The organism is Mesorhizobium sp. M7A.F.Ca.CA.002.15.2.1 (assembly GCF_003998715.1).
In the GTDB taxonomy this organism is placed as follows: domain Bacteria; phylum Pseudomonadota; class Alphaproteobacteria; order Rhizobiales; family Rhizobiaceae; genus Mesorhizobium; species Mesorhizobium ciceri.
Genome location: NZ_RZPI01000095.1, coordinates 1 through 11,677, shown reverse-complemented (window position 1 = coordinate 11,677; position 11,677 = coordinate 1). Strand labels below are relative to the sequence as shown.

At 62.0% G+C, this 11,677-nt stretch carries 14 protein-coding genes; 4 read left to right on the top strand and 10 right to left on the bottom strand.

Features of this window, described 5'->3' with window-relative positions; all coding sequences use genetic code 11:
- Positions 1-85 precede the first annotated feature (85 nt).
- A complete protein-coding gene (locus ENZ74_RS08435) occupies positions 86-760 on the bottom strand; it encodes an isoprenylcysteine carboxylmethyltransferase family protein (RefSeq protein WP_013531970.1) in 675 nt (224 codons plus the stop codon).
- A 398-nt stretch (positions 761-1,158) separates the two neighbouring features.
- Here ENZ74_RS08435 and ENZ74_RS08430 point away from each other — a divergent pair, with 398 nt between their 5' ends.
- On the top strand, positions 1,159-1,875 hold the full coding sequence (locus tag ENZ74_RS08430) for a TetR/AcrR family transcriptional regulator (protein ID WP_063167879.1): 717 nt from the start codon (positions 1,159-1,161) through the stop codon (positions 1,873-1,875).
- A 17-nt stretch (positions 1,876-1,892) separates the two neighbouring features.
- On the opposite strand, the gene ENZ74_RS08425 is transcribed toward ENZ74_RS08430, so the two are convergent.
- Positions 1,893-2,501, bottom strand: coding sequence for a flavin reductase family protein (locus tag ENZ74_RS08425; RefSeq protein ID WP_024505354.1), 609 nt, complete (start codon positions 2,499-2,501; stop codon positions 1,893-1,895).
- A complete protein-coding gene (locus ENZ74_RS08420) occupies positions 2,502-3,086 on the bottom strand; it encodes a nitroreductase (protein WP_024505355.1) in 585 nt (194 codons plus the stop codon).
- A gap of 157 nt (positions 3,087-3,243) precedes the next feature.
- Between ENZ74_RS08420 and ENZ74_RS08415 the strand changes: the two genes are divergently transcribed.
- A complete protein-coding gene (locus ENZ74_RS08415; RefSeq protein ID WP_013531974.1) occupies positions 3,244-4,206 on the top strand; it encodes a hypothetical protein in 963 nt (320 codons plus the stop codon).
- Positions 4,207-4,226: 20 nt separating this feature from the next.
- Here ENZ74_RS08415 and ENZ74_RS08410 read toward each other — a convergent pair whose 3' ends face one another.
- From ENZ74_RS08410 to yidD, 6 genes are all read right to left on the bottom strand, one after another.
- Positions 4,227-4,541 carry a type II toxin-antitoxin system RelE/ParE family toxin gene (locus ENZ74_RS08410; RefSeq protein WP_063167878.1) on the bottom strand — a complete coding sequence of 105 codons (315 nt, stop codon included), beginning with the start codon at positions 4,539-4,541 and terminating at the stop codon, positions 4,227-4,229.
- A complete protein-coding gene (locus tag ENZ74_RS08405; protein ID WP_063167877.1) occupies positions 4,531-4,806 on the bottom strand; it encodes a type II toxin-antitoxin system ParD family antitoxin in 276 nt (91 codons plus the stop codon). The genes ENZ74_RS08410 and ENZ74_RS08405 overlap by 11 nt, the downstream gene beginning before the upstream one ends.
- A 105-nt stretch (positions 4,807-4,911) precedes the next feature.
- On the bottom strand, positions 4,912-5,850 hold the full coding sequence (locus tag ENZ74_RS08400) for a GNAT family N-acetyltransferase (protein WP_127312728.1): 939 nt from the start codon (positions 5,848-5,850) through the stop codon (positions 4,912-4,914).
- A gap of 84 nt (positions 5,851-5,934) precedes the next feature.
- Positions 5,935-7,911 (bottom strand): threonine--tRNA ligase, encoded by a 1,977-nt coding sequence (gene thrS, locus ENZ74_RS08395; RefSeq protein ID WP_027162582.1) that lies wholly within the window; start codon positions 7,909-7,911, stop codon positions 5,935-5,937.
- A 176-nt stretch (positions 7,912-8,087) separates the two neighbouring features.
- Positions 8,088-8,915, bottom strand: coding sequence for a class D beta-lactamase (blaOXA, locus tag ENZ74_RS08390; protein ID WP_013531977.1), 828 nt, complete (start codon positions 8,913-8,915; stop codon positions 8,088-8,090).
- Positions 8,916-9,050: 135 nt separating this feature from the next.
- Positions 9,051-9,425, bottom strand: coding sequence for a membrane protein insertion efficiency factor YidD (gene yidD / locus ENZ74_RS08385; protein ID WP_027162584.1), 375 nt, complete (start codon positions 9,423-9,425; stop codon positions 9,051-9,053).
- A 335-nt stretch (positions 9,426-9,760) separates the two neighbouring features.
- Here yidD and ENZ74_RS08375 point away from each other — a divergent pair, with 335 nt between their 5' ends.
- A complete protein-coding gene (locus tag ENZ74_RS08375; protein WP_063167875.1) occupies positions 9,761-10,678 on the top strand; it encodes a LysR substrate-binding domain-containing protein in 918 nt (305 codons plus the stop codon).
- A 103-nt stretch (positions 10,679-10,781) separates the two neighbouring features.
- Here ENZ74_RS08375 and ENZ74_RS08370 read toward each other — a convergent pair whose 3' ends face one another.
- Positions 10,782-11,228 carry an iron-sulfur cluster assembly scaffold protein gene (locus ENZ74_RS08370; RefSeq protein ID WP_063167874.1) on the bottom strand — a complete coding sequence of 149 codons (447 nt, stop codon included), beginning with the start codon at positions 11,226-11,228 and terminating at the stop codon, positions 10,782-10,784.
- Between the two features lie 240 nt (positions 11,229-11,468).
- Here ENZ74_RS08370 and ENZ74_RS08365 point away from each other — a divergent pair.
- Positions 11,469-11,677, top strand: a 209-nt coding sequence (locus tag ENZ74_RS08365; protein WP_206522268.1) for a GTP cyclohydrolase I, incomplete at its 3' end; no start/stop codon positions are given.

The following is an 11,677-nucleotide window of genomic DNA, read 5'->3' as shown; positions in this document are numbered from 1 at the left end:
AAGATGTTCGACCGCCCGCACCTGCGGCTGGCCGAGCGGCTTCTGGCGCGGGCGAAGGCGGCAGGTGTTTCCGCCTGAGCGCCTGCTACCAAACCAATGGAATCAGGCGGTAACGGACCCGGGCCACATAGTCGTCATAGCCGCGCAGACCGGCGCGAAGCGTTTTCTCTTCGATGAAGGTGCGGATGGCCAAGAGAACGACGAGCACGAGCACCGACGCCAGCCCCCACCAGGAACCAAGCAGAAGTGCCGTGCCGGCGAAGAAGAGGATGGCGCCGGCATACATAGGATGGCGGACGTAGCTGTAAGGCCCGGTGGAGATCACACGTTGTCCGCGTTCGTCCTGGATCTTGACCACGGGCGCCGCAAAACTGTTCTCCAGCATCGTCAGATAGCAGATCCAGATTCCGAGCAGCAGGACCAGTGCGCCGACCACCTGCACCCAGACGGGAACCGCCGACCAGCCGAAACGCACGTCGAATCCCATGAATATCTGAGAACCAAAGATGGCGAGCAGAAGTATGGACAGCAGCACCTTGTCGGCCGCGTCCTGATTCTTCTGGATGGGAGAGCTCAGCCGCTCATTCATCAGACCGGGATCGCGCCTCGCCAGCGCCACGCCCAAGGTGAGACTGAGGCCCACCATCCCCACCAGATAGACCCAGGCCCCCGGCCAATGCAGCGTGCCGGCCGACAGGAAGAGCAAGGCGCCCATGGCGACGAACCAGACGAATGTCTGAAGAACCAATTTCGCGATCATGATCGACCTGCCTTGATATCCGCTGATGATTGGTATTTTAGACCATTGGTCTACCATACAGACCACTGGTCTATAGTTCAAGCGAACCTTCGACCCGAGGCTCCGAACTCCAGCTTAACAAAAGGCTTGCGGCAGTCGGTTGTGTTGGCGGCTTTTTGCCGGGCAGCCTTCCACGATAGGAATTTTTTCTTGACTCGGTGATCTCAGCTATGGTACATTTTTGCCCATGGTGCTGATTTGCGCCAGTGACCCGCCGCACAGGCGGGTTTTTCGTTTGATGCTCCGTCAGCCAACGCGCAAGCGGAGACTCCGAAGGGACCCGTTAACCCGAAATCCGTTGCCCTGGCTGCCGACGTCGGGACTGGACGGGAGCAGCCATCACGTGCAGAAAGTTCGTCATGCCCCGTGTCATCAAGCATCCAGAACTCAGGCGAGAAGAACTTCTGGATCATGCCCAGACCCTGTTCCTGACCCAAGGCTATGACAAAGCGAGCCTCAATGACGTGATTGCGTCCGCCGGCATCTCGAAGGGTGCTTTCTATCATTACTTCCCCTCCAAGGAGGCTCTCCTGGAGGCATTGGCCGATCGCTTTGCAAAACAGGCACTGGCTGGGGTCCAGGACATACTCCACGATCCCGGCCTCGACCCGCTTGGCCGCCTGAATGGCCTGCTCAGCCAGTCGCGGCGGGCCAAGATCGAAACCGCGCCGGAAGCTTGGGCTCTTTTCGAGACGATGTTCCGGCCTGAGAATCTGGTTCTTTTCCACCGTATCAATCTGGCCGCCAGCGCGTCGTTTTCACCGCTGCTGGTCAAGGTCATCAGGCAAGGAATCGAAGACGGCACCTTCAGGACCTTCGATCCGGAAGGTGTCGCCGACATCGTCATGCAATTCGGCATGGCCACGCGTGATGTCGTCGCCAAGGCCATTGCCGGCGGCAGCGACGCCGACATGGAGGCCGCGATCGAAGTCCTGGAGAAACGCGTCAGGCTCTACGAGATCGCCCTCGACCGCATACTGGGCCTGCCCGATGGAAGCATTCGGATCGGCGAGCCCGGCTATGTGCGCACCGTCATGACCGCCAGGCGGCGAACGAGTTCCGGCAAGGCGCGGTAGCTGGCCGAGCCTGATATCTAGTCCTTGTCCCAGCGCGGCCGGCGCATCGAAAACACCTCGTCGACGCTGGCATAGTCCATATAGCCGAGACGAGCGACATTGCCGGCCTTGGTGATGTCGAACAGGCCGTCCGTCAGGAAGGCGTCGTCGATATGCACGCCGACCACTTCACCGGCGACGATAACGGCACTTGTCGGCGACCCGTCCAGGGCCTTTGGCCGAAAAACTTCAGTCACCCGGCATTCGAGCGCGGCCGGCGCTGCCGCCACGCGCGGCGGGGCGACCAGGCGCGACGGCGCCATGGCAAGATCGGCATAGACGAACTCATTGACGCCGCGCGGAGCATTGACCGACGTGCGGTTCATCTTCTCCGCGAGATCGCGGCTGACCAGATTGGCCACGAACTCGCCGGTTTCCTGGGCGAAGGAGGCGCTGTCCTTCTCGCCTTCGGAGGAGAACCAGACGATGAAAGGCCGCGTCGAAACGGCATTGAAGAAGGAATACGGCGCGAGGTTGATCTCACCAGCCCTGTTCAGTGTCGAAATCCAGCCGATCGGACGCGGCGCCACGATCGCCTTCGAAGGGTCGTGCGGCAGGCCGTGGCCCTTTGAAGGCTCGTAGAACATTCAGCCGACCCACGGCCCCGAATAGTCACTGTACAGCTTTGCCGGATCGGGCCGGGGCCGCTCCGGCGCCGGGCCGGCATAGGAGCCGATATGGATGAAGCCGATGACCCGCTCCTGCGGCGCCAGCCCCAGCAGTGCCCTGCCCTCCGGCACATCCGAATACCAGTTGCTGATCATGTTGGTGCCAAAGCCCAGCGCGTTGGCTGATATCATCAGGTTCATCGCCGCCATGCCGCCCGACAGGAACATTTCCCATTGCGGGATTTTTGGATTCTCCCTGGGGACAGATACGACGCCGATCACCAGCGGTGCGCGCGAGAACCGCGCCAGTTCCTGATTGCGGCGGCCCTCCGTCAATGGGCCCTCCCGCTGCTCGGCAAGTGCTGCCAGTTGCCTGCCGATCTCGACGCGGGCGTCGCCACGGTAGAGGATGAAGCGCCAGGGCTCCAACCGGCCATGATCGGGCACCCGGGAGGCAGCAGTGATCATTGTCGCGATCTCCGCATCGCTCGGCGCCGGCTCCTTCAGATCTGGAATCGGTGCGGAGTTTCGGGTCAGCAGGAAGTCGATGATCGGCGACGCCATGGGCGCAAGTCTCCTGGACATTCTGTTTTGAGCTGAAGCGCACCATCGGGGATTCGGGCGGCTCGGGCATTGGCGCGGGATACGCCGGACGGAAGAGTCGTATCGGTCGGACTCTTAAGCCTTGAAATTGCCACCGCCATGGGCTTCAACGCAAGGCATGTTTGAGGGGACTGTCCGTCTTTTCCTGGTCTGGCTCGGCGCCCTGCTGTTCATGGCGCCGGTTTCGTTCGCCATGGCGCAGAATGTCGACGGTGTCAGCGACCTGAAGCTTCCGGGAATTTCGAGCTACGCGACGCCGAAAGGCGAGACGTCACTGGCGCTGAGCGGCGGCGGTGCCATCACACTCTCTGCCCAGTTGACCGACAAGGGTTCCGACATCACGCGCGGCATCGTCTGGCGGGTCTTCAAGCCGGAAGCCGTCAACGGCAAATTGCCGATGGTCGCCTCCTCGCATGGCGGCACCGCCGTCTTCCAGCTCGAGCCCGGCAGCTATCTGGTTCACGCCTCCTACGGCCGGGCCGGCGCCACCAAACGCATCACTGTCGGCAAGGACGCCAAGCGCGAAAGCCTCGTGCTCGATGCCGGCGGCCTCAAGCTCGACGCCGTGCTGTCCGGCGGCGTGCGCATTCCACCGAAGAAGCTGCGCTTTTCGATCTACGAGGGCACTGCCGAGGCCAATGGCGACCGCGCGCTGATCATTCCCGATGTCGAGCCCAACAGCGTCGTGCGGCTCAACGCCGGCATCTACCATGTCGTCTCGACCTATGGCGCGGTCAATGCAGTCATTCGCTCCGACATCCGCGTCGAGGCCGGCAAGCTGACCGAAGCCACCGTCGAGCATCACGCCGCCGAGATCACGATGAAGCTGGTGCGCGAAACCGGTGGCGAGGCGATCGCCGACACGTCCTGGTCACTGCTCAACGAGTCCGGCGATCCGATCAAGGAAACCGTCGGCGCTTTCGCCTCGATGGTGCTGGCCGAGGGCGACTACACCATCATCGCCAAGAACCGCGACCGCATCTACCAGAAGGATTTTACGGTCGTGGCCGGGCAGAACCAGGAAATCGAGGTTCTGGCCACCGAGGCCGCGGCGATGGATCCTGAAGAAGGCGCGGATTAGTTCGCAATCCACCAGAAGAATCAGGTGTCTGCGTCATCCTCTGAACCAGCAGGATAATCCTGTCCGCCGTAGAGCACGCGCAGGATGACCACGGTGTCACCGTCGACCCGGAAAACGATCGACACGCGGCGTTCAAAGCCGACGATGCGGACGCCGGGGCCAACAGTGTCGCGCACGGTCCCGCGCTCCGGGAAGTTGGACAGCGCCATGCACGCGGCCTCTATGCGGTCGACATAGTCGTCGGCACGTCTGCTCCCGCTGTCGTTTTCGATGTAGTCGTAGATGGCGAAGAGGTCGGCTTGAGCCGCCGGTCTGAAGACGACCTTATGTGTCAAGCTTGGAGGCCTTCATGCGGTCCGCATGATGGGCGCGCAGCGCTTTGAAGACGTCTTCTGCCGGGATGTCCGGACGCGGGTCGTCAAGGGCTTCCTGGACCTTGGCGCGCATAATCGCGGTGATGGTCTGCTCTTCGCGGTCGAGGGCGCGCAGCGCGGCGCGCATCACCTCGCTGGCGGAGTCGTAGGCACCCGACGCCAGGCGTACGTCAACGCTGGCCTGCTGGCGGCCGAGGGTCACGGTGATCGGTTTGCTGGTTCTCATGGCAAGCTCTTTCCTTGCCCTAATATAGCGCATGACATTACAGTGTCATACTATTTTTCTCAACGGCCAGCCAAGACTCGGCCCTGTGAGCCGGACGTTTATTGTTCAAGCCGCCAGTTCGGTCCGCGCCGGCAGGAACGGGATCCGGCGGCGTGGCAAAGCTGGCGCCAGGTCGAACACGCCGCGATGGAGGCGGTCGAGCAAGGCCTTGCGGTCGCGCAACGGCTCCAGTTCGCTCCAGCTCAGCACATCGCCGACGCGCACGTCGATCGCCTTGCCCGACAGCCGCGCGAATTCGTGGATGAGCAGCGATGTGCGCAGCGTCAGCGAGGCCTTGCCGACGAACTTGGCCACCCGGCCGTCGCGCTCGGCCATGTTCATCGGCCCGCTGACAAGATGGAACAGCCTGCCGTTCTGCCCGGAAAAATGCATCGGGATGACCGACGCCCTGGCGTCCTGGACGAGGCGGGCCGGAAACATCTTCCACGGCAGATCGCGCGCCCGGCCAAAACCCTTTGGCGCGGTGGCGACACCGCCGGCCGGAAATACCACGATGGTGACGCCCTCTTTCAACAGGCGCACCGCTTCATGGCGCACGGCCATGTTGTTCTTCAGCGCATCCTTGGTCTCCGAAAAGTCGCTCGGCAGCGAATAAGGCTCCATCTCGCGGATCTTGAGCAGATCCTTGTGGATCATCACCCGGAACGGACGGCCGAGCTGCTCGGCCAGCGACAGCACGGCGATACCGTCACCGATGCCGAACGGATGATTGGCGACGATCACCAGCGGCGTGTCCGGCAATTGCGCGGGCGGCCACTGATCAGCGGTCCGCACCCGCACGTCGATCAGGTCGAGCATGCGGCTGAACACGCGTTCGCCGGTCGGCACGATCTGGCGGCGCCAGAAATCATAAAGTGCTGTGTAGCGGTCGCGGCCCGACAAGCCTTCGACCGAATGTATGAACCAGCGCGTCAGCGCCGGCTGGCGCGGATTGGCATAGGAAAGCTCGGGAAAGGGTCGTTCGCGCAATTTCAACTTGAGCATAGGGGCTCGTTACAAGGTCGGCGTGACAGGGATATGAAAATGGCGGTGGATCGCTCCACCGCCATTTGGTCGAAACCATGCCAATCAGGCCGCGCGTTTGCGCCGGCGGTCGGGTGTGACGGCTTCCTCAGTCAGTTGCGCGATCGCCTGGTCAAGGCCAAGCGATTCCTGGTCGCGCGAGCCCAGTCGGCGCATGTTGACCGTCTGCTCTTCCGCTTCGCGCTTGCCGCAGACGAGGATGACCGGAACCTTGGCCAGGCTGTGCTCGCGGACCTTGTAGTTGATCTTCTCGTTGCGCAGATCCGCTTCCGCCAACAGCCCAGCGGCCTTCAGCTTTGCCACCACCTCGGTCGCATAGTCGTCGGCATCCGACGTGATCGTCGCCACCACCACCTGCAGCGGCGCGAACCACAGCGGGAAATGGCCGGAATAGTTCTCGATCAGGATGCCGAGGAAGCGCTCCATCGAGCCACAGATGGCGCGGTGAACCATGACAGGCTGCTTCTTCTCGGAATCCGAGCCGATGTAGAAGGCGCCAAACCGCTCCGGCAGGTTGAAATCGACCTGCGTCGTGCCGCACTGCCATTCGCGGCCGATGGCATCCTTCAGCACATATTCGAATTTCGGCCCGTAGAAGGCGCCCTCACCCGGATTGATCGAGGTCTTGATGCGATTGCCGGACCGTGTCCTGATCGTCTCCAGCACGCCGCCCATGATCGCCTCGGCGTGATCCCACGCCTCGTCGGTACCGACGCGTTTGTCCGGCCGCGTCGACAGCTTGACGCTGATTTCGTCGAAACCGAAATCAGCATAGGTCGACAGGATCAGATCGTTGATGCGCAGGCATTCCGCCGCCAGCTGCTCTTCGGTGCAGAAGATGTGCGCATCGTCTTGCGTAAAACCGCGCACACGCATCAGCCCGTGCAGCGCGCCGGATGGTTCGTAACGGTGGACGTTGCCGAATTCTGCAAGTTTGACAGGCAGATCGCGATAAGACTTCAACCCATGCTTGAAAATCTGCACATGGCCCGGGCAGTTCATCGGCTTCAGAGCGAAGATCCGGTCGTCATCGGTATCGTCGCCGGCCACCGTCACCTTGAACATGGCGTCGCGATACCATCCCCAATGGCCTGACGTCTCCCACAGGCTCTTGTCGAGAACCTGCGGCGCGTTGACCTCCTGATAGCCCTGCTCGTCGAGGCGGCGGCGCATGTAGTTGACCAGGTTCTGGAACATCTTCCAGCCCTTGGCGTGCCAGAAGACGACGCCAGGCCCCTCTTCCTGGAAATGGAACAGGTCCATCTCGCGGCCGATCTTCCTGTGGTCGCGCTTCTCGGCCTCCTCCAGCATCGTCTGATAGGCTTCGAGCTGCGCCTGATCAGCCCAGGCCGTGCCGTAGATGCGGGTCAGCATCGGATTGTTCGAATCGCCGCGCCAATAGGCGCCGGCCACCTTCATCAGTTTGAAGGCGTTGCCGATCTGCCCCGTCGAGGCCATGTGCGGGCCACGGCAAAGGTCGAACCAGTCGCCCTGCGCGTAGATCTTGAGATCCTGATCCTCGGGAATGGCGTCGATCAGCTCCAGCTTGTAGCGTTCGCCCTTGTCGGCAAACACTTTCTTCGCCTTGTCGCGCGACCAGACTTCCTTGGTGAACGGCTTGTTGCGCGAAATGATCTCGCGCATCTTCTTCTCGATCACGGGAAAATCGTCAGGCGTGAACGGCTCGTTGCGGGCGAAGTCGTAGTAAAACCCGTTCTCGATCACCGGCCCGATGGTCACCTGCGTTCCCGGCCACAATTCCTGCACGGCTTCCGCCAACACATGTGCGGCGTCGTGACGGATCAGTTCGAGTGCGCGCGGGTCGTCGCGGGTGACGATCTCGACCTTGCCGGATTTGCCAAGCGGATCGCTGAGATCGCGGACGGTGCCGTCGATCGCATAGGCGACCGCCTTCTTGGCCAGCGACTTCGAGATCGATTCGGCGAGGCCGGCACCGGTCATCGCCGCGTCGTATTCGCGGACGGAGCCATCGGGAAATGTCAGGGAAACGGAATTCAGCATGTATATCTCCTATCCAGTCCCGCAAACGAGCGCGGGTGGTTGAAATGCATGTCGCCCAAAAGTGTGTGGACGGTTTTGGGGTTACGACATGCAAAGAGTAGGCCGGATGCGTCCGGCAGCGGCTGTCTTTTATGGACAGATTCCGCCGCCGTAAAGCCCGGCTCAAATGTCAGACTTCATTTGATGAGCAGCGGCAGGTCCTTCAGGAACGCGGCTCGGGTCTTGAGGCCTTTGGGCATATCGGTCCGATCGGTGTCGACGACAAGGCGCGCAAAGACGATCTGGCGGCCATCCTTGTTCGCCCAGCCGACGAACCACCCAAGCGAGCGCTTATCCTGAACCTTGTCGGCATCGTTGCGCAGCCTGGTGCTTCCGGTCTTGCCCTGCACCGTCCAGCCTCCGGCCTGGAAGGTCGGGATGATGGCTGATGTCATGTCGTAGGCCCTGGCCGAGACAGGCAGCTTGCGGGCCAGCAGCTTGCGCAGGAAATCGACCTGCTCGACCGGCGTGATCTTGAGCGAGGAGTTTATCCAGGATTGGGTCAAACCATCATTCTTGCCGGGATTGCCGGAAACATCGGCATTGCCGTAGCCGAATTTGGAGACATAGCCAGCCAATTTTTCCGGCCCGAGCCGACTGGTGATTTCACGGGAGAACCAGACGATCGAATCCCGTTCCCAGATCACCGGATCGACGGTCTTCTGGTCCCGCTTCACCGCCTTGAACTCCGGCTTGTAGTCCCACGCCGGCGTATGCTCGTCGCTCAGGATCCCGCTGTCATAGCCGATCAGCGACAGCGGCACCTTGAACGTCGAGGCCGGGCTGAACCGCTGGTCGCACACTCCGTCCTGGTAAAGCGTCTTGCCGCTCGCCGCATCGGCGATCACCGTGCACTGCAAATCCCCCAGCGGCGCCGATTGCGCGCGCAGCGGAAATCCCAGCAGCCAGGCGAGCAGGAACAGGATCCCGGCAAAGATGAAGGGAAGACGGTCGAAATTGCGCATTTTCTGCTCGCTCCAGAAGGGGGTTCGCGAGCGGCTTAGCGGGGTCTCTTGTCTCGATTTTGTCTCAAATGCGCAGTCTTTGTGCAGGCTGTTGTTAACCCTACCGGATCGTAAACCTGCTATTCTCCCCGGCCATCATTCCTGCGCTTTGCCGCGCTTGCTGCCGATCCGCCAGTACCGCCAGGGCATGAACCAGAGATAGCGATCCGCAAGCGCCTCCGGCACGAGGTCTATGCCATGCGTGCCGAATGGCCCGCAGCGCAGCACGCGGAAGAATCCCATCCAGCCGCCGGCCCACAGGCCATGGCGGGCGATCGCCTCATGCGCATATTCCGAACAGGTCGGCAGATGCCGGCAGGAATTGCCGACAAAGCCCGACAGCGTCAGCTGGTAGAGGCGCACGAGCGACGTGCCGAGGAGACGGCCTGGCGTCTTGCGCCAGGGGCCGGGCCAGTTGCGGCCGCGTTTTTGCGACCCGTCTATATGCGCATGCCCATGCTGGTCGCGCACCACAGTCTCCGTATCGCGTTTCCCAGGCGATAGATGTGGACTTCCGCCGGAGAACGCAATCCCCGCTCCTTGCGCGCCCCGCCATCACGGACGGGAACGGCGAAACGGCTGCCTGTCAGCCGACGGCGCCCAGCGGCCACGACTGGCCGGCCCCTCGCGGCGCTTTGAATGCTGCTTTTCGTCACGCCATTGAAACGTCACGATCCGCATGACATCGCCAAAAATGTTCAGCAACTGGATCATGGTCGGTCTCCTTCGACATGGATTAGACCGCCGCTGGCCTTCGCCTTCAAACGAGTATAATTTCCACTTCGGATAATCCTGGGTTATGCGAAATGAAGCGTGGGCGCCTGCCGCTGACGGCATTGAGGAGCTTCGAGGCGGCGGGCCGGCATCTGAGCTTCAGCCGGGCCGCCGAGGAGCTTTTCGTCTCGCAGGCGGCGATCAGCCGGCAGATCCGCGAGCTCGAAATCTTCCTGCATCGACCCTTGTTCGAACGTCACCATCGACGAGTCGAACTGACCGACACCGGCCGGCGTCTGCTGGATCAGCTTGTCAGAAGTTTCGACGCCATCGATACCTTGCTTGGCGATCTGGTGGCGACACCGGCACAGTCCGTGGTCCGCGTCAGTGTCGAGCCGTCGCTTGCCTCCGTGTGGCTGGTTCCCCGGCTCAACCGGTTTCGCCAATTGCGGCCCGACATCGACGTCTCCCTCGAAGTCGATCCAAGGCTGATCGAGTTCCGCAGCGATCAGCCGGAGCTTGCCTTGCGCTTCAGCGCGCATGCCGACTCGTGGCCGCGCAGCCAGGCCGAGCGGCTTGCCTCGACGGTCGATTCGCCGGTCCTGTCGCCGGCGCTGCTTGCTTCTGGCCCTGCCCTCAGGAAGCCAATCGATCTTGGCCGCTACACGCTTTTGCACGAGGAGAACCGCCAGGGCTGGGCGCGCTGGTTCGAAGCGGCCGGCGTGCCCGCCGACGCCGTGCCCGCGCGCGGGCCGATGCTGGCGGATGCGTCGCTTTCAAAGCAGGCCGCCTTGCTCGGACATGGCGTGGCATTGGGCGATCTGTTGCAGATCGGCGGGGAAATCGCATCCGGCGCGCTGGTCAAGCCGTTCGACATCGACGTCGCATCCGGCGCCTATTGGCTGGTGGCCAGAAACCTGCACGACCTCTCGGAGCCGGTCGCCGCGTTCGCCGACTGGCTCAGAAGCGAATTTGCCGAAAGCAGGCGGGCGCTGGAAGCGCAGGTTTAAACCCTTCTGGCCCGGTTCCTGTCCAGCCAAATGCCAAGCAGTGGCAGCAAAGATTTGGGCGCCTGCGCGAAGCCTGCGCACCGTGGACGGCCAAATCCCAAGGTCAGGCCGCTTCTTCGGCGCGCTTCTTCTCGATCTGGCCGATCGCGTCGACCACGGCATCGAAAGTCAGCATGGTCGAAGCGTGCCGCGCCTTGTAGTCGCGCACCGGCTCCAAATATCTGAGATCCGCAAAGCGGCCGTCCGGCGGGGCGCCATTTTCCTTGAGCATCTTCAGCATGGAGTCGCGCACCGCGCGCAATTCCTCGGCACTCGCGCCGACGACATGCTGCGCCATGATCGATGACGACGCCTGGCCGAGCGCGCAGGCCTTCACGTCATGGGCAAAGTCCGTGACGACGCCGTCCTGCATCTTGAGGTCGACGGTGACGGTCGAACCGCATAGCTTGGAGTGCGCCTTGGCGGTCGCGTCAGGATGATCGAGACGGCCGATGCGGGCGATGTTTCCGGCAAAACCGAGAATTTTCGCGTTGTAGACGTCGTTTATCATAATTTTCCAATCCGTCGCCGCCAAGCGAACAGCGATTGCCGCTGTCGTGTCTTCCTTTCGCTCGCTATGACCTTATATAATGCTGGCAGTCCGGTATCGACAAGAACGACGAAAGCCAATGTCCTTGCCGGGAAGTTCACGCCGCTTACGGGGCTGGAAACGGGGCGAGTTTCCGACACCGAAAGGTCGTGGTCCGTTCAACTCGTTCCTCCGCCGAGAGGGACTACGGGAGACGCCTTTATGGATGCCGTCATCAAGAAGCTCATGCCACAGTCAGCCTATATGGAAAAGCCGGTCACCGACCGGCCAAGCGAAGCCGAAGTCGAAGCCGCCGTGCGCACACTTTTGCGCTGGACCGGCGACAATCCGGACCGCGAAGGGTTGGTCGACACGCCGAAGCGGGTGGCAAAGGCCTTTCGCGAAATGTTCGGTGGTTACGACATGTGCCC